The organism is Selenomonas sp. AB3002 (genome assembly GCF_000702545.1).
In the GTDB taxonomy this organism is placed as follows: domain Bacteria; phylum Bacillota; class Negativicutes; order Selenomonadales; family Selenomonadaceae; genus Selenomonas_B; species Selenomonas_B ruminantium_A.
The window spans coordinates 1,406,802-1,425,009 of sequence record NZ_JNIO01000008.1; the positions used below are offsets into that span (position 1 = coordinate 1,406,802).

Consider the following 18,208-nt stretch of genomic DNA (forward strand, 5'->3'; position numbering starts at 1 on the left):
ATAGCGCAATAAACCAAGTTTTGCCACCTTCAAACATTCCTATTTATAGGGCATTCTCTTTGACCAGACCAAAATCCTTCCTGTACACTCCTGGTGCACTATGAAAATTCAACCCACAAGAAAAGAGGACTGCCTCACAGCAGTCCTCAGACGCATTTCTATAAGATTTACTTGACTTCCCGAATCCAGCCCTCGGGTCCTTCGATGGTGCCCAGCTGGATGCCGCGCAGGGTATCGTAAAGCTTCTGGGTGACGGGGCCCATCTTCTCCATGCCGCTGGGGAATTCGATGGTCTCATCCTTCCCAACCACCTTGCCCACAGGGGAGATGACAGCTGCGGTGCCGCAGAGACCGCACTCGGCGAAGTCCTTCAGCTCGGAGAACTTCACCGGGCGATGCTCCACCTTCATGCCCAGCATGTGCTCTGCCAGGTACACCAGGGAGCGGCGGGTGATGGAGGGCAGGATGCTGTCGGATTTCGGGGTTACCACCGTGCCATCTTTGGTGATGAAGAGGAAGTTGGCGCCGCCGGTTTCCTCCACATAAGTGCGGGTGGCAGAATCCAGGAACATATTCTCGTCAAAACCGTTGTGATGAGCCAGTACATAGGGATGGAGGCTCATGGCGTAATTGAGGCCTGCCTTGATATGGCCCGTGCCATGGGGCGCAGCCCGGTCAAAGTCGCTTACGCAGAGGGTGATGGGCTTGGCACCGCCCTTGAAGTACGGTCCCACAGGAGTGCCAAAGAGACGGAACTGATACTCCTCAGCCGGCTTCACGCCAATGACAGGGCTGGAGGCGAACATATAGGGGCGCAGGTACAGGGAAGCATCAGAGCCGTAGGGAGGCACCCATTCCTTGTTGGCTGCCACTACCTGATCCACTGCTTCCAGGAATCTCTCCTTTGGGAAAGCAGGCATTTCCAGCCTTTTGGCTGAATCCACCATGCGCTCTGCATTGAGGTCAGGACGGAAAGTCACAATGCGTCCATCCTTGGTAGTGTAAGCCTTAAGGCCCTCGAAGACCTCCTGGCAGTACTGCAGGATACCTGCACATTCATTGAGGACAATATTGGCATCCTCGGTGAGCACGCCCTCGCCCCACTTGCCATCCTTGAAATTTGCCACATAGCGCTTGGATATCGTACGATAGCTGAAACCCAAATTCGACCAATCAACATCTGCCTTTGCCATACTAATGCCCCTTTTCTGCTAAGGGCAGCCCGGCTTTTGCCGGGTCCCCCTATATATAAACTTGACTGATGTTTGTCCACCATTAGTGGAAATGTGAAACATCTTTATCTCATTGCACTATTTTAGGTCAGAAATGTAACATTGTCAATGCCTTTTGAGAACAAACGTCTTTCTATATCCTTGATACCCTTCTCCTTGCGCCAGTCCAGGAGTTCCCGACGGGCCTGAGGCAGTTTTTCGATGATGTCGCCTGCCAGCAGGCCTTCCCCCAGCACCTCATAGGCCAGGTCTCCCGCCCTGCCGTGAAGATACGTGCCCAGGAGCGGCATGAAATCCACCTCCGTCTGGGCCGCCAGGCCGGCAATGGTGCCTGCCAGCACATCACCAGTTCCGGCAGTGGCCATGCCAGGATTGCCAAGTGTGGAGAAGAAAACCTCCCCTTCCGGATATGCCATCAGCGTACATTCGCCTTTGGCCACCAATACGGCCTTGCAGCCCTTGGCCAGCCGCTGGGCAGCCGGCACCAGATTCCCCCGGAGAGTCTCTGTCTCCACCCCCATCAGCCGCGCCATCTCCCCCAAATGAGGCGTGAGGATAGGGCGTTCCTTGCACTCTGCCAGCACCTCAGGCAGCCGTGCAAAGGCGAAGAGCGCATCTGCATCCAGCACCAGGCGGCAGGGAGTGCGGGTGGAGACAAGCCTCACAAACTCCATGGTCTCCGCAGCCCTTCCCAGTCCCGGCCCCATCAGCAGCACATCAGCCTTATTGGCCAGGGAAAGCACCACCTGCACAGCATCTTCGCCTCCCAGATACCCGGCTTCCGTTTCCGGCAGGGGACAGGTCATGATTTCCTGCACCTGCGCAGCCACTATGGGCTGCTGGCTCTGGGGCACTGCCAAAGTCACCAATCCTGCCCCAATGCGCAGGGCTGCTTTGGCTGCCATGACAGCCGCCCCGGTCATGCCGCGGGACCCGGCCACAATGAGAATGCGGCCACAGCTGCCCTTATGCACATCCCTGGCACGCTCCGGCAACAGGGAGGCCGCCAAATCCTTGTCCAGCATCTGCAAGGACATCTTATCCGAATCAAGCAGCTGGGAAGGCAGGCCAATATCATCCACTACCAACCTGCCCACATAGTCTGCCCCCGGGGAGAGCAGCTGCCCCGGCTTGGGCAGGCCCAAAGAAAGGGTAGCCTGGGCTCTTACGGCTGCAGTCTGCACTGCCCCCGTATCTGCCGCCACCCCGCTGGGCATATCTATGGCCATGACAGGCCTTTCCGACTGATTGATTTCCTCAATCAGTTTCAAGGTTTTTTTCCTGAGCTCTCCTACAGCTCCAGTGCCAAGGACGCCATCCACTATCCCATCGGAAAATTTCAGGGCCATGTGGAACCTGTCCCAATCCCTGTCACCGTTCAACTCGTGCAGTTCCATGCCCATCTTTTCCAAAATGGTGTACATGGCAGCAGCCGAAGGCTTCAGGTTGGCGTGCTCCCCGGCCAGGAAGACTCTCACCCTTGCCCCCTTATTGGCCAGGTGACGGGCAGCAGACATGGCATCACCACCGTTGTTGCCGCTGCCGGCCACCACGCAGAGGCTCTTGCCCTGCACTCCTCCCAGCATCTCGATGGTCACTTCTGCTGACCTGCGGCCGGCGTTTTCCATGAGCACGATTTCAGGCAGGCTGTAACTGTCCGCCGCCTCCTTGTCTATCCTGTGCATATCTTCTATAAGTCCAAGCTTCATACCATTTCCTCCGCTTATGATTTATTTTTCCATCACACACTGGGCAACAGCATAGTCCCTCGAGTGGCTCAAAGAGAGCCAGACAGACTTTACCCCCCGTTCCTCTGCCAGCTGCCCAAAATAGCCGCTGAGGGTCACCTGGGGACAGCCCAACTCATCAGGCAGGATTTCGATATCCAGCAGGGAGCCATGCCTGAGCCCTGTGCCAAAGGCCTTCAGCACAGCTTCTTTCCCCGCCCAGCGGGCACCATAGCTGGCATATCTGCCTGCTCCCCGCCCCTCGCAGTAAGCTTGTTCCTTTTCCGTATAGACCCGCTTGATGAAGGCGGGACTGGCCGCCTTTTCCACCCGGGTGATTTCAATGATGTCCGTGCCAATGCCAGCAATCAACTATTATTCCTCCGCTTAATCACAAATTAGGAGCCGACAGTACTTGCCGGCTCCTATAGTATACCATTTCAAGGTGAAATCTTGCACCATCAGTTTGCCAGAGCAGGAGGCAAATCTCCAGTATAGGCCTTGCCCGCCATGGTGGGACCGCCAGTGGCACCAGTGGCACCGCTGTCATCGGTGCTGCCAATGCTGCTGTCACCTGTGGTTCCCAGCGTGCTGCTAGCACCTGTAGAAGGAATATTGCCCGTTGCCTTGCTGGTGGGGGGACCGCCCGCAGCGCTCACGCTCTCATTAGGATTGAAGCGATAGTTCCGAGCGATGAAAACTTCCACCCGGCGATTCTGCTGCCTGCCCTCGTCCGTATCGTTGGAAGCAATAGGACGGTATTCGCTGTAGCCCACAGCGCTGAAGCGCTTGGGATTGAGCCTGTTGTCCTGGGCGATGATGTACTTCATGAAATTCAGGGCACGACTGGAAGAAAGCTCCCAGTTGGAAGGAAACTGAGCCGTGTTGATGGGCACGTTGTCCGTATGACCGGAGATGACCACCCGCTCGGGAAGAGTAGCCAAAAGCCCCGCTATCACAGGGGCAATCTTCTGGGACTCAGCCACCAGCTGGGCAGACCCCGAAGGAAACAACGCCCGCTCTTTGATCCTTATCATCAGACCATCTTCGGAAAGCTCTGTGGTGAGCTTATCTTTAAGATTGTTGGCCTCTATATATTCCTCCATCTGCCGCTGCACTTCCTCCAGGCTCTGGTTTTCCTGGATATAGGCAGAGTTGCCCGCATCCTCATCACTTGGCATCTCAGCACGGCGCCCCGGATTCGGGCCCATGGCGTCAAAGAAGGAGGGGCCGCCGGAGTTGAAGGCTGCCGTGAAGGCCTGGGCCATCTGCTTGAGCTTCGTCTGGTCAGTCTGTGAGATAGCGAACAGCGCTATGAAAAGAGCCAGCAGCAGGGTCATCAGGTCAGAATAAGGCAGGAGCCAGGGCTCACCTTCATGTTCTTCGTGTGGCGGTTGATGTTTCTTCTTAGCCATCTAATCACTCCTTCTTCAACCCTTCGCGTTCGGACTGAGGAATGAATACCATCAGTTTCGCTTCAATAGCCGTAGGAGAATCACCGGCCTGCAGGGAAAGGATACCTTCAATGATCATGCGCTTCTCGCTGACTTCTGCCTTGGACAGCAGCTTCAGCTTGTTGGCCATGGGCAGATAAACGACGTATGCGGTGAAGATACCGAGGATGGTTGCCACGAAAGCTGCTGCGATAGCGTGGCCCAGCTTGTTGATATCGTTCAGGTTGCCCAGTGCTGCGATAAGGCCGATAACGGCGCCAAGCACACCAAGGGTAGGCGCGTAAAGTCCTGCCTGCTCCAGCATGGCACGGCCTTCGGCGTGGCGTTCCTGCATGACAGCCAGTTCTGCATCAAGCACGTCGCTGACGAACTCCGGATCCATGCCGTCAATGACCATGCCCAGACCTGTCCGGAAGAAAGGGTCCTCGATTTCCTGCACCTTGCCCTCAAGGGCCAGGATGCCTTCACGGCGGGCAATCTGGGAAAGCTCGATGAACATGCTCAGAAGTTCCGCTTTCTCATGCAGGGCCGGCTTGAAGTAAACCATCTTGACAATCTTGGGCAGGGACTTGAGCTGCTTCATATTGAAGGCAGTGAACAAGCAGGAGAAGGTACCGCAGATAATGATCAGGAATGCCGCAGGGTTATTCAGTGAGCTGATGGGCGCACCCTTGATGATCATACCTACGAAGACGGAGATAAGACCGCCTATTGCGCCTATAACTGTTGACATTTCCAAGATAAAAGCCCCCCTAACCTTCTGTCGTTATTGAAGGAAAATCATCTAAGCTATAACGTGCTTACGCTTACTTGTATAATTCCTTGCAAAGGGCAAAAATCCTACCAGAGGAGAGGAAAAAAATTTTTTTACGGAGCAACAATAATTTTTTATTATTATATCATTTATGTGTGTAAAGTATGATATAATAAATAAAAGATAAAGGAGATTTATGTCTACAAAGAAAGAAGCGATTGCATGGAACTCAGACAACTCGAATATTTCCAGATGGCCAGCCGTCTGCGGAATATCACCCGGGCTGCGGAAAGGCTGCGCGTCTCCCAGCCCAACATCACGGTCGCTATCAAGAAGCTGGAAGCAGAACTGGGCATCCAGCTTTTTGACCGGAGCCAGAAACAGCTGTCCCTGACCCCGGAGGGAGCCGTCTTCCTCAACCGTATCGAGCTTGCCCTGCGTAACATCCAGGACGCAGTGCTGGAAGTCAATGACTACAAGCAGCTGCAGAAAGGCACCATCAAGATCGGCATCCCTCCCATGATGGGCGCCTACCTCTTTCCCAAGATCTTCTCCAGCTTCCAGAAGCGCTACTCCCATCTGGAAATCTTCCTGCATGAAGAAGCCTCCATGTCCATCCGGGAACAGCTGGAGCGGGACGAGCTGGACTTCGGCATCATCATCATCTCCGGTGCCTCCCAGAGCCTCCAGCTCCTGCCCATGTCCCGGAACCAGATTGTCTGCTGCGTACCGGAAACCAGTCCTTTGGCCCAGAAAAAAGCCATCAGCCTCCAGGATGTAGCAGACTCCAGCATGGTCATGCTGAAAGAGGGCAGCTTCCTCAGGCAGCTCATCCTGGGCAAACTTGAAGATGCAGGCGTCAAACCCAACATCGTCCTGGAGTCCAATCAGGTAGGCACTCTCAAAGGCCTGGTGGCCTCCGGAGTAGGCCTGGCTTTCCTGCTGGACATGGTGGTGGAAGGCACGCCGGGCGTGAAAGTCATCCCCCTGGCCGAGCCCCTCTTCGTGGATGTAGGCCTGGCCTGGAAAAAAGACCGCTACATTTCCAAGGCCGCCCAGTCTTTCATCGATTTCTGCAAAGAAATCCTCAAACAGAAAAACGACGACTGATTTTCCAACCTAAAAAGCTCCACAAGCTGCTTTGCAGACTGTGGAGCTTTTCTCATGCTATTTTCTTACTTATTAGTAGAGAAGATGTGCCATGACATAACCGACGCAGCAGCCGGAGCCGACACCGATAAGGCCAGGAATCATGAAGCTGTGGTTCAGGATGTACTTGCCAATGCGGGTAGTGCCGGAACGGTCAAAGCCGATGCAGGCCAGGTCGGAAGGATAGGTGGGCAGGAAGAAATAGCCGTAGCAGGCGGAAATGAAGGACAGCACAAGGACGGGATCCATGCCAACATTCAAGGCCATGGGTACCACGATGGCGATAGCTGCGCCCTGGGAGTTCACCAGCTTGGAGGTGAGGAAGGCCAGCACGGCGTAAGCCCAAGGATAATTCTGCACTGCGTTGCCCAGGAATTCCTTCAGGAAAGCCATGTGATGAGCAAAGAAAGTATCTGCCATCCAGGCAACGCCGTAAACGGAAACCAGAGCAACCACGCCGGAGCGGAACACCTGGCTGTTGCCTACATCCTTAGCCTTGACCTTGCAGGTCACGAGGATTGTAGCTGCCACAAAGAGCATGACCATCTGGATGACCTGCACCATGGAAACAGGCTTCATAACGCCCTTGGCATCCGGGAAGTGCGGCAGCAGGGAGCTGACGTTGCCCAGAATGGCAATGACCACGATGCCTGCCAGGAAGATATACATGGCACGATAATACTCAGTGGGCAGTTCCTTGTCCAGCAGGCTCTCCGTATCGCCGTACACGTAAGCCTTGTTCTCAGGATCCTTGATGAATTCCTGGAAGCGCTCATCGTCAGCCAGTTCCTTGCCGCGACGATAGCTCCAGAGAGCTGCGAAGAACACGCCCAGGCCGGTAGCAGGCACGGAAACCATCAGCACCTGCAGCAGGGAGAATTCACTGCCTGCCCCTGCCAGGAAAGCCACGATAGAAACCACGGCCACAGAAGCAGGAGAAGCGCAGATACCCATCTGGGAAGCCACGGAAGCAACTGCCATGGGACGTTCCGGACGGATGTTCTGCTTGATAGCCACATCATAGATGATGGGGAACAAGGTGTAGACCGCATGGCCCGTACCACAGAGGATGGTAAGGAACCAGGTGGTCATGGGTGCCAGGATGGTGACGTACTTGGGATGGCCGCGCAGGAGTTTTTCTGCATACTTCAGCATGACCGTCAAGCCGCCGGAAGTCTGGAGGAAACCCGCGCAGGTAACCACCGCCATGATGATGAGCATGACATCCACAGGCGGTTTGCCCGGCTTATAACCGAACACGAAAGTAAAGATGACCAGACCGATGCCACTGATGACTGCCAGGCCGATGCCGCCGTGACGGACGCCGACCACCAAACATGTCAGCAGTACAATAAAACCGAGTAGCATTTCCATAAACTTTCTCTCCCCTTTTTCTAGAAGCTACACATAGATAAAATTCCTTGCCCTGCTATTTCGCCATGAGAAAATGCATTTCCTCTTTTACTGAAAAAAATATTTTATCTTTTCATAAGAATCATAATAAATAATCATAGCAGGACAGGACACACATAAATCCCTTGGGTATTATAACGCCCTTGTTCAGATTTCGCCGAAAGGCAAAATATTCCCACTAGCGTTTCAATAGCCCAGAAGATATTTCCCCCAATATCTCCTGGGCTATTATACACCCATGATTATGAAAAAGTAAATAATACTTATAGGAAAATCTTATAGCATAATTATAATTTATCTTATGTTAATTGCAGCTAATTATAGCTATAATATTTTCATAATAGGGTCTTGCAAAGATATAACCTTATGTTATAATAACCTCAAAAGTTCATTGAGATTCATTATCTTATTTTCCTTTTTCTTTCTATTTTCTTAGGAGGCATTTATGGCAACCATCAATGACAATTACCTGAAATTGCCCGGCAGCTACCTCTTTGCCGAGATTGGCAGGAGAGTGGCAGCTTATAAAGAAGCCCATCCCCAGGCAGACATCATCCGCCTGGGCATTGGCGACGTGACCCAGCCCCTGCCCCCCGCCTGCATCGAGGCCATGCACAAGGCAGTAGATGAGCTTGCCAAAGCAGAGACCTTCAGAGGATACGGGCCTGAGCAGGGCTACAGCTTCCTGACGGAAGCCATTCTCAAGAATAACTACGAGCCTTACGGCCTGCACTTCGGCACCGATGAGATCTTCGTCAGCGACGGCTCCAAAAGCGACTGCGGCAACATCCAGGAAATCTTTGGCCTCACCGACAAAGTTGCCATCACAGACCCGGTTTACCCTGTTTACCTTGACACCAACGTCATGGCCGGACGCACAGGCGAACTTCAGGAAGACGGCCATTTTGAGGGCGTCACCTACCTGCCCTGCACCGCAGAGAACAACTTTGCCCCGGAGCTGCCTCAAGAACACGTGGACATGATCTACCTCTGCTGCCCCAACAACCCTACTGGCACCACCCTCTCCCATGCCGAACTGAAAAAATGGGTGGACTACGCTAAAAAAGAAGATGCCGTAATCCTCTTTGATGCCGCCTATGCCGCCTACATCACGGAAGACGATGTGCCCCGCACCATCTATGAGATCGAGGGAGCCACGGAAGTTGCCATTGAGTTCCGCTCCTTCTCCAAGACCGCTGGCTTCACGGGCACCCGCTGCGGCTACACCATCATCCCCAAGGGTGTCACCGGCAAAGCCGCCGACGGCAGCCGGGTGGATTTCAACCGCCTCTGGAACCGCCGCCACACCACCAAGTTCAACGGCACCGCCTACATCGTCCAGCGGGGCGCTGCCGCCATCTACACGGAGGAAGGCAAGGCCCAGGTAAAGGAAACCATCGCCTACTACATGGAAAATGCCCGCCTGATCCGCGAAGGACTCAAGGCCGCAGGCATCGAGGCCTACGGCGGCATCAACGCTCCCTACATCTGGCTCAAGACGCCAAACAACATGCCCTCCTGGGACTTCTTCGACAAGCTCCTGACCGAAGTCAACATCGTGGGCACCCCCGGCGCCGGCTTCGGCCCCTGCGGCGAAGGCTACTTCCGCCTTACCGCCTTCGGCGGCAGGGAGAATACCCTGAGAGCCGTAGAACGCATCAAGAAAATGAAAATCTAAAAGAAGGAAACACTTATTCCCATGTAGAATGTAACGGTATATGATTCGCATATATTCTACACCAGGGAGGAACAGCATTATGAAGAAGAACATGAAGCTCTTTATTGTGCTCAAGGTAGAGTATGGCGCAGGCGAGGAGAACGCCTTCTCTGAGATCCTGCAAGTCACCTCCAGCAAGAGCACAGCCGAGACCTTCAAAGCCCACTATGAGGAGCAGTTCGAAGAGCAAATACACCCCAAGAACGGAAAAAAATGGGTTTCCATCCACATGCACCAGACCCTCATCCAAATAGACGATGAAATCATCGCCCCGGAATGGTTCATCCGGTTCCTGGATGGCAAGACTTTAAAGGATCATTTCTAGGTTCTTCTGCCCTTTCTTGAACTCCTGAAAACTTTTTGCAAATAATGCTTGCTTTTCTTTCCAAGGTAATGTATACTATTATTCGTTGTCGGGATGTGGCACAGTTTGGTAGCGCGCATCGTTCGGGACGATGAGGCCGCAGGTTCGAATCCTGTCATCCCGACCATTCTTGAGAGTTCGGAGGACGCGAAAGCGTCCTCTTTTTGTATTTCAACTTATTTCCACACAAAAAGAAGCTGTGAAAAGGTATGCAGAGGACATACTTTCTCACAGCTTCTTGTGCTATTGCATCATTCTTTATAGGCCAAATCGTTTTCCTGGCAGAACTCCCTGGCGGCTTCCAGCATGGACTGCCGGAAATACTCTTCCCAGGCCTTCTGCAAGAGCAGTCGCTTGACCTGATGGCGGAACCTGGTGGAGGCGCCAGCACCCTGCAGAGCTTCCTGCAGGCGTTCGCGGACCCCCTCACGGGCATTTTCTGCAAAGGAGAGCATGAACTCCCGCTCCCGCTCGTCAAGGAGGTTCGGCAAGGGCAGATAATGCTCCCAGTCTTCCTCTATCTCGAAGACGTGAGCTTCCGCCTCGGCTTCATCCATATCGTCCCGCAAAAGGATTACCTCTCCTTTTTCAAGGTCGACATAGCCCTGCCTCACATCAGACTGCTCTAACGCTCTGGCCAGTTCGTGCAGATTTATTTCCATAGATCTTACTCTGCATCGAAGAGGGGCAGAGCCTCCAGGAAGATGATATCGTCACGCTTGGAGGCATCACCCTCAGCCAGCACGCAGGCTTCGCCGATAACGGTGCCGCCCACCTTGTCCACCAGATTCGTCAGAGCCTTCATGGAGCCGCCGGTGCTGATGACATCATCCAGCAGCAGCACCTTCCGGCCCTTGATGCGCTCGATATCAGCATCCATCAGGCAGAGCATCTGCTTGCCCTTGGTGGTGATGGAAACATCGTCAACCCAGACAGGATTTTCCATATAGGCCTTGATGGACTTGCGGGCCACCACGAAATAAGGCATGCCCATTTCCTTGGCCAGCTGGGCTGCCAGGGGAATGCCCTTGGTCTCAGCAGTCAGGATGATTTCCGTATCAGCAGGCACCTTCTTGGCCAGCTCCCTGGCACAGGCATCCACCAGTTCCACATCTCCCAGCATGATGAAGCCGGCAATGGCCAGCTTGTCAGTGACGTTGAGGATGGAAAGCCTTCTCTTTACCCCTGCCACTTCTAAATCATAGAATCTATTTGCCATATTGCACCTCTCACTTTATCGCAGCTTATTTTGCAACAAGATTGTATTGTAGCACTTCCACTTAATTTTTGCCAGTGGCAAAATGGCTTTCTGTGCTTTTTTCCTTCTTGGGCCCTCTTTCTTTGGCCACAGACAACATGAGCTTGATGCGGTTCAGCTGGTTGACCTCGGAGGAACCTGCATCGCAGTCGATGGCAGTGAGGTTGGCCCCCGGGTAGCTGGCCCTGAGCTCATGGAGCACGCCCTTGCCCGTGATATGGTTGGGCAGGCAGCCGAAGGGCTGGAGGCAGATGACGTTGGGAACCCCTTCATCAATGAGCTTCACCATCTCGCCGGTGAGGAACCAGCCCTCCCCTGCCATATTGCCCAGAGACACATGGCGGGAAGCCAGCCTGGCTGTCTCGTAGATGGAGCGTGGTGCCAGGAAATGCCGGCTCTGCTCCAACGCCTTCTTCATGGGATGGCGGAAGAACTCCAAGAGACGGATGAACATCTTGCTGAAGACCTGCTCCTTGTAGGAGCCTGACAGCAGCTTACGCTTGGCAATGGCATCGTAGGCGGTATAGAGGAAGAAGTCTACGAAGTCCGGCATGACCACCTCGGCTCCTTCGTCCATGAGGACTTGCTCAAGATGATTGTTGGCCACGGGATGGTATTTCACCAGGATCTCCCCTACCACGCCCACCTTGGGCTTCCAAAGCTCCTCATCAATGGGCAGATGGTCAAAATCCCTGACCATCGCCTTCATGTTCTTCCGATACTTCCACCAGCTGCCGTGCCGGATCTCTTCCTTGGCCCGCTCCAGCCACTTGTTATACAGGGCCTTGGTGCTGCCGGCGGTGAGTTCGTAGGGCATCATGCGGTTCTTCACATTCATCAGGGCATCGCCGTAAACGGCGGCCTTGATGACATCCACCAGCATCTCCCGGGTCAGCTTGAAGTCGTCAGTCTCATCCGGCAGTCCCATGCAGGCAAAGACAGGTACCTGGGGGAACCCGGCGTATTTCAGCGCCTCGCGCAGCACGCCGATGTAGTTGGTGGCGCGGCAGGCACCGCAGGTCTGGAACAGCACGATGCTGGTGTGGTCCGGGTCGCAGAGCCCGTCCTTCAGGGCCGAAATCAGCTGCCCGATGACCACGATGGCCGGGTAGCACATGTCGTTGTTCACATACCTGAGGCCCACATCCGTGGTCTGCTTGTTGGGCATGGGCGGAATCATCACATTGTAGCCATACTTCCGCAGGGCTGTCTTGATGAGCTCGAAATGGATAGGCGCCATCTGGGGTGCCAGGATAGTATGGGCAGCCTTGCAGTCTGCCGTGAAATGCGGCCTCTCGATGGGCTTCACCTCACGATAGGGCAGGGGCTTCCTGCGGGCCAGAGCCGCCATCAGGGAGCGCAGGCGGATGCGGGCCGCCCCCAGATTGGACACTTCGTCCAATTTGATCATGGTGTAGATGCGGTCATGGGCTTCCAGGATATCCTTGGTCTGCCCGGTAGTCAGGGCATCAAGGCCGCAGCCGAAAGAACTCAGCTGGATCAGCGTGAGGTTCGGATGCTCTGCCACGAACTGGGCCGCCCGATAGAGACGGGCATGGTAGCTCCACTGGTTCACAATGCTGAGCTTCTGGGCCTTGATGGGCAGATGGCAGACCGCATCCTCAGAGAGGATAGGCAGTTTGTAGGACTGGATCATTTCGGCAATACCGTGATTGATTTCCGGATCCACATGATAGGGACGCCCCACCAGCACAATAGCCTGCTGGCCCGTTTTCTCAATATGCTCCAAAATGCTGGCACCAAAGGCCCGCACATCCTCGCGATACTTAGCCAGTTCCCTGTAGCCTGCCGCCACTGCCGTCTTGATTTCCTGCTTGCTGAGGCCCTCATGGCTGCCCAGCTCCTCATAAAGGCGCTGCACCATGCGCTTCTCATCGTCCAATGGCAGGAATGGCTGAAGGAAATCTACCCCTTCCTCCTTCAGGATATCCATGTTGCCACGGATATTCTCCGCATAGGAAGCCACGATGGGGCAGTTGAAGTGATTGTCCGACTGGCACTGGTCATCTGCCATATTGTAAGGCTCGCAGGGATAGAAAATCTTCTTGACTCCCTTTTCCACCAGATCCATGATATGGCCATGCACCAATTTGGCCGGATAACAAAGGGAATCCGAAGGAATGGTGGCCATACCCTTGTAGTACATCCTGGCGCTGGATTTGCCCGAGAGCACCACTTCATAGCCCAGCTCCGTGAAGAAAGTGAACCAGAAGGGATAGTCCTCATACATATTCAGCACCCGGGGCAGGCCGATGCGCCCCCGCTTCGCGCCTTCATTGGGCGCATAAGCCTTGAAGAGGCGGTCGTACTTATACTGATAGATATTGGGCACCTCATGCGTGGCCTTGCTGCCCCCGGCCCCCCGCTCACAGCGGTTGCCAGTGAAATACTTGCCCCCGTCCGGGAACTTCTGCATGGTCACCAGGCACTTGTTGCCGCAGCCCTGGCAACGGTAAGAGCTGGTAGCTACGGTAAACTCTGCCAGTTCTTCTGAGGAAAGCAGCTGAGACTTCTCCTCGGGGCGTTCATCGGCTTCCAAAGCCAGGATAGCCGCACCATAAGCCCCCATAAGCCCCGCAATATCCGGGCGGATAACCTCCCGGTCAAGCAATTTCTCCATGCAGCGCAGCACAGCATCATTGTAGAAAGTGCCCCCCTGCACCACAATGTGGTCACCCAAGGTGGAGGTATCCTTCAGCTGCATGACCTTGAAGAGGGCATTCTTGATGACGGAGAAGGCAATGCCGGCGGAAATATCCGCCACCTCTGCCCCTTCCTTCTGGGCCTGCTTCACCTTGGAATTCATGAAGACAGTGCAGCGGGTACCCAGGTCTACAGGAGCCTTGGACTCAATGGCCCTCTCGGCAAACTCTGCCGCCGTCATGTGCAGGCCCTCGGCAAAGTTCTGGATAAAGGAGCCGCAGCCTGCCGAACAGGCTTCATTCAGGGTGATATTGCCGATATTGCCGTCCTTGACGAAGAAGCACTTCATATCCTGCCCGCCGATATCCAGCACGAAGGTGACTTCGGGGCAGAATTCCTGGGCCGCCCGCAAATGGGCAAAGGTCTCCACCTCGCCCCCGTCAGCGTGGACAGCGGCCTTCACAATGGCCTCGCCGTAGCCGGTAGTCAGCACCCCTGCAATATAAGCACTTTCCGGCAGGGCCTTGTAAAGCTCCTTCAGCTCCCCTACCACTGTCTGGAGGGGAGAACCCTGATTGCTGCCGTAGGAAGTGTAGAGAATTTCCTTTTCCAGGCCAATGGCCGTGATCTTGGTGGTGGTGGAACCTGCGTCAATGCCCACGTAAACGGGACCGGCGTAGGAAGAAAGCTCTCCCCGCTTCACCTTGTCCCTGTCGTGGCGGGCCTTGAACTCCTTGTACTCGGCAGGAGTATCAAAGAGGGTGAAGTCTGCCTTGCGGGTCTCGGCAGCAGCTGCCTGGGCCGCGCCTTTGATGCAGGCGTCCAGTTTTTGGGTGTCAATGACCTGCGCCTCTTCGGAAAGAGCAGAGCCCATGGCCACGAAGTAGTTGCCATAGTCCACCTTTACCACATGGTCATCGTCCAGCTTCAAAGTCTCAATAAAGCGGTTCTTCAACTCCGGCAGGAAGTGCAGCGGCCCTCCCAGGAAAGCCACCTTGCCCGTAATGGGACGCCCCTGGGCCAGATTGCCGATGGTCTGGTTCACCACCGCCTGGAAGATGGAAAGAGCAATATCCGCCTTTTCCGCTCCGTCATTCATAAGGGCCTGGATGTCCGTCTTGGCAAAGACACCACAGCGGGAGGCAATAGTATAGATCTGCCTGCCCTTTTCTGCCAGAGCGTTCAGCCCCGGAGCATCCGTGGACAAAAGAGAAGCCATGTGGTCGATAAAAGACCCGGTGCCCCCTGCGCAGACGCCGTTCATGCGCTGCTCCGGCGCATCGCCGAAATAAGTGATCTTGGCATCCTCGCCGCCCAGCTCAACCACCGTATCGGTCTGGGGAATCAGCTCCTTCACCGCCGCAGCGCAGGCAATGACCTCCTGCACAAAGGGCAGGCCAATGCGCTGGGCAATGCCCATGCCTGCAGAGCCCGTGAGGGCAAAGGAAAACTTCTTCTCCCCCACCACTTCCTTGAGGTGCGTGAGGTTTTCCTGCAAAGCATTGCCAATTTCTGAAAAGTGACGGGCATAGTTCTTGTAGAGTATCTTCTTTTCATGGTCCATCACCACCAGCTTGATGGTGGTAGAGCCCACATCAATGCCCACCTTCAGTATTGAGTCCATGTTTACACCACCTAGTATTACGGGAATTTCTTGTAGAACTTAGTTCTATAAAGCATGACTAAGAAGCCCTTTTACAGGCTCTTTTCATATTTTATACCATGTCAAGGCTGCCTGTCTAGTAATTTTAAGGGAGAGCGACACCATCCTGCGCTCTCCCTTAAAGATTCTTGTATTTGTTCAGTTAAGCCACGCCAACGCTGACAAGCCTGCTGCCAGCAGCACCATCAGGGTCACCGCCGCATAGTCCAGCCTGGTCACCGCCAGAGCCTTCATCTGCGTCCTGCCCACGCCGCCGCGGTAGCAGCGGGCTTCCATAGCCAGAGCCAGTTCATCAGCTCTGCGGAAGGCAGAGAGGAACAGAGGCACCATGATGGGCACCGCTGCCTTGATGCGGGTGGCAAGGCCGCCGGAGGAAAAATCCACTCCTCTGGCCTGCTGGGCTTTCATGATACGGTCTGTTTCCTCTATCAGGGTAGGCACGAACCGCAGGGCTATGGTCATCATCATGGCCAGCTCATGGGCAGGCACGCCAAAGCGGCGAAAAGGCGACAACAGTGCCTCCATGGCATCTGTCAGCTTCACGGGGCTGGTGGTGAAAGTCAGCAGGGAGCTGAGGAGTATCAGGAGCACCAGCCGCAGGCAGATGAAGCTGCCCCGGGAGATGCCCTCCTGGGTGATGGCCACAGGCCCCAGCTTCGCTACTTCCTCTCCCGGCGTGCCCAGCAGGTGGATGATGAAGGTCAGCACGATGATCCATAGCAGGGGCCTGATGGACTTCAGGAGCACCAGCACAGGCACCCCCGAAGCCAGCATCAAAAGCCCCGTCAGCAAAATGAGGGCACCATAGGCAAACCAGTTGCTGAAGATGAAGATTTCCGCCATCAATAGCAGCAAAAGCATGATTTTCACTCTGGGGTCCAACCGGTGCAAAAGGGACCTGCCAGGATAATACTGGCCTATGGTGATATCGCTAAGCACGTTTTTTCAGCCCCCTTTCCACTGCCTTTACTGCCTCCTTGAGATTACGCACAGGCATTTCCGCTGCCAGCCCCGCCCCCTGCAGCTGCTCCATAAGCAGCAAAAGCTCAGGCGGCTCCAGCCCGGCCTCCGCCAGGATATCCCAGCACTTGAAAACTTCCAAAGGACTGCCAGAGGCAGTGACCTGCCCCTCCTGCAGCACGAACATCTCGTCTGCCAGCCGCAGGATATCGTCCATGGCATGAGATACCAGGATGATAGTCACGGGTTCCCTGCCTCCCGTGCCTTTCTGCAGGTCAGTTATCATCTGCAGCAGGGACTCCCGCCCCCTGGGGTCAAGGCCCGCCGTAGGCTCGTCCAGTATCAGGTATGCGGGATTCAGCGCCAGGACTCCCGCAATGGCCACCCGCCGCTTCTCGCCGCCAGACAACATGAAGGGGGATTTCTGCCCAAACTTTTCATAGTCCAGTCCCACCAGTTCCAGGGACTCCTTCACCCGGGCCGAGATTTCCTCCTCAGAAAGGCCCTGATTCTTGGGACCGAAGGCCACATCAGCTGCCACTGTTTCCTCGAAAAGCTGCTGCTCGGGATACTGGAAGACGATGCCAATCCGGCGACGGGCCAGCACAGCCTGTTTCTTCCCTTCCTTATCCCTGGCGTTCAGCTTCACCCCCTCCACCATCACCTCACCTGAGGTAGGCGGAAGCAGCCCTGCCATCTGCTGTATCAGGGTAGACTTGCCGGAGCCCGTATGTCCCGCTATGGCGTAAAGCCTGCCCTGCTCAATGGTGAGATTTATCCCCATCAGTGCCTGCCGTTCCATGGGGGTGCCGGGCATATAAGTGTAGCTGACATTTTTCAGTTCAATGGACATGGCCCTTCCCCCTCAACGCCTGCAGGCTTGCCAACAATTCTTCTGCCGTGAGTATGCCCGGCTCCTGGGGCAGGGGAATGCCAGCTTTCCGCAGCCGCTCTGCCAGCTCCCCTGCCATAGGCGCCTCCAGCCCCAAAGCCTTCAGTTCCTTCGTGCGCACGAAGATTTCCCGGGGAGTGCCTTCCATCACAGCCCTGCCCTGGTCCATGACCAGCACCCGCTGGGCTGCCATGGCTTCTTCCATGAAATGGGTGATTAGAATGACCGTGAGACCCTTTTCCCGGTGCAGCCTCTTCACCACTTCCAGCACTTCCTTGCGGCCCTGGGGGTCAAGCATGGCAGTAGGTTCGTCCAGCACCAGGCAGTCCGTCTCCATGGCCAGGGCCCCCGCAATGGCCACCCGCTGCTTCTGCCCGCCGGACAGGAGATGAGGCGCCCGCTTCCTGAAACGGGCCATGCCTACTGCCTGCAGAGCCTCCGTCACCCGCTGGCGGATTTCCACCGGCTCTACGCCCAGATTCTCCGGGCCAAAAGCCACATCATCCTCCACTATGGCAGCAATGAGCTGATTATCAGGATTCTGGAACACCATGCCCACCTGGCTACGGATTTTCCACAGCTCATTTTTCTCTGCCGCCTCCAGCGTGGAGAGCCCATCTATCCGCACCTGCCCTGCGCTGGGCAGCAAAAGCCCATTGAGATGACGGGCCAGGGTGGACTTGCCGGAGCCATTGGCCCCCAGCACCGCCACGAACTCCCCTTTCCCGATGGAAAGAGAAATCCCCGCCAAAGCCTTGTGCCCCTTGCCGTCTGCTGTCCGGTATTCATGTTCAAGATTCTCTATTTCTATAAAGGCAGCCAAAGCCAAACCTCCTAAAAAAGCAAAACCGCTAAAAGTGGAAATATGGTAGAAATATCCATCAAAAAGTAGAAATATAGTAGAAATATCACCAATTCCTGGAATAACGCCCATCCTAACAAGAACTCTTATCTTGATACC

The 18,208-nt window shown here is 55.0% G+C and carries 15 protein-coding genes and 1 tRNA gene; 4 read left to right on the plus strand and 12 right to left on the minus strand.

The window, feature by feature from the left end; all coding sequences use genetic code 11:
- Window positions 1–167 precede the first annotated feature (167 nt).
- The 5 genes from P159_RS0114730 to P159_RS0114750 form a co-directional block, all read right to left on the minus strand.
- Window positions 168–1,193, minus strand: a complete 1,026-nt coding sequence (locus P159_RS0114730; RefSeq protein ID WP_029545227.1) for a branched-chain amino acid aminotransferase — start codon at window positions 1,191–1,193, stop codon at window positions 168–170.
- A gap of 122 nt (window positions 1,194–1,315) precedes the next feature.
- On the minus strand, window positions 1,316–2,941 hold the full coding sequence (locus tag P159_RS0114735) for an NAD(P)H-hydrate dehydratase (RefSeq protein ID WP_080706016.1): 1,626 nt from the start codon (window positions 2,939–2,941) through the stop codon (window positions 1,316–1,318).
- A gap of 21 nt (window positions 2,942–2,962) precedes the next feature.
- On the minus strand, window positions 2,963–3,331 hold the full coding sequence (acpS, locus tag P159_RS0114740) for a holo-ACP synthase (RefSeq protein WP_029545231.1): 369 nt from the start codon (window positions 3,329–3,331) through the stop codon (window positions 2,963–2,965).
- An 89-nt stretch (window positions 3,332–3,420) separates the two neighbouring features.
- On the minus strand, window positions 3,421–4,374 hold the full coding sequence (locus P159_RS0114745) for a flagellar motor protein MotB (protein ID WP_080706017.1): 954 nt from the start codon (window positions 4,372–4,374) through the stop codon (window positions 3,421–3,423).
- A 4-nt stretch (window positions 4,375–4,378) separates the two neighbouring features.
- Entirely contained in the window at window positions 4,379–5,146 is a 768-nt protein-coding gene (locus P159_RS0114750) for a MotA/TolQ/ExbB proton channel family protein (protein WP_072004180.1), read from the minus strand.
- A gap of 243 nt (window positions 5,147–5,389) precedes the next feature.
- Between P159_RS0114750 and P159_RS0114755 the strand changes: the two genes are divergently transcribed.
- Window positions 5,390–6,277 (plus strand): LysR family transcriptional regulator, encoded by an 888-nt coding sequence (locus P159_RS0114755; protein WP_029545236.1) that lies wholly within the window; start codon window positions 5,390–5,392, stop codon window positions 6,275–6,277.
- Window positions 6,278–6,349: 72 nt separating this feature from the next.
- On the opposite strand, the gene P159_RS0114760 is transcribed toward P159_RS0114755, so the two are convergent.
- Window positions 6,350–7,690: an anaerobic C4-dicarboxylate transporter gene (locus P159_RS0114760; RefSeq protein WP_029545238.1), complete on the minus strand. Its 1,341-nt coding sequence runs from the start codon at window positions 7,688–7,690 to the stop codon at window positions 6,350–6,352.
- 484 nt (window positions 7,691–8,174) lie between these two features.
- Between P159_RS0114760 and P159_RS0114765 the strand changes: the two genes are divergently transcribed.
- The 3 genes from P159_RS0114765 (at window position 8,175) to P159_RS0114775 (ending at window position 9,937) form a co-directional block, all read left to right on the plus strand.
- The gene (locus P159_RS0114765; protein WP_029545240.1) at window positions 8,175–9,407 is read left to right on the plus strand and encodes an LL-diaminopimelate aminotransferase; all 1,233 of its coding nucleotides are present in this window, start codon (window positions 8,175–8,177) and stop codon (window positions 9,405–9,407) included.
- Between the two features lie 79 nt (window positions 9,408–9,486).
- Window positions 9,487–9,771, plus strand: coding sequence for a hypothetical protein (locus tag P159_RS0114770; protein WP_029545241.1), 285 nt, complete (start codon window positions 9,487–9,489; stop codon window positions 9,769–9,771).
- Between the two features lie 89 nt (window positions 9,772–9,860).
- A tRNA-Pro gene (locus P159_RS0114775) sits at window positions 9,861–9,937 on the plus strand.
- Between the two features lie 124 nt (window positions 9,938–10,061).
- On the opposite strand, the gene P159_RS0114780 is transcribed toward P159_RS0114775, so the two are convergent.
- From P159_RS0114780 to P159_RS0114805, 6 genes are all read right to left on the minus strand, one after another.
- A complete protein-coding gene (locus P159_RS0114780; protein WP_029545243.1) occupies window positions 10,062–10,472 on the minus strand; it encodes a UPF0158 family protein in 411 nt (136 codons plus the stop codon).
- A 5-nt stretch (window positions 10,473–10,477) separates the two neighbouring features.
- On the minus strand, window positions 10,478–11,029 hold the full coding sequence (locus P159_RS0114785; protein ID WP_029545245.1) for a phosphoribosyltransferase family protein: 552 nt from the start codon (window positions 11,027–11,029) through the stop codon (window positions 10,478–10,480).
- Window positions 11,030–11,090: 61 nt separating this feature from the next.
- On the minus strand, window positions 11,091–15,356 hold the full coding sequence (locus P159_RS0114790) for a 2-hydroxyacyl-CoA dehydratase (RefSeq protein WP_029545247.1): 4,266 nt from the start codon (window positions 15,354–15,356) through the stop codon (window positions 11,091–11,093).
- Window positions 15,357–15,533: 177 nt separating this feature from the next.
- Entirely contained in the window at window positions 15,534–16,334 is an 801-nt protein-coding gene (locus P159_RS0114795) for an energy-coupling factor transporter transmembrane component T (RefSeq protein ID WP_029545249.1), read from the minus strand.
- Window positions 16,327–17,208 carry an energy-coupling factor transporter ATPase gene (locus P159_RS0114800; protein ID WP_029545251.1) on the minus strand — a complete coding sequence of 294 codons (882 nt, stop codon included), beginning with the start codon at window positions 17,206–17,208 and terminating at the stop codon, window positions 16,327–16,329. The genes P159_RS0114795 and P159_RS0114800 overlap by 8 nt, the downstream gene beginning before the upstream one ends.
- Entirely contained in the window at window positions 17,198–18,070 is an 873-nt protein-coding gene (locus P159_RS0114805; protein WP_029545253.1) for an energy-coupling factor transporter ATPase, read from the minus strand. The genes P159_RS0114800 and P159_RS0114805 overlap by 11 nt, the downstream gene beginning before the upstream one ends.
- Between the last annotated feature and the right edge of the window lie 138 nt (window positions 18,071–18,208).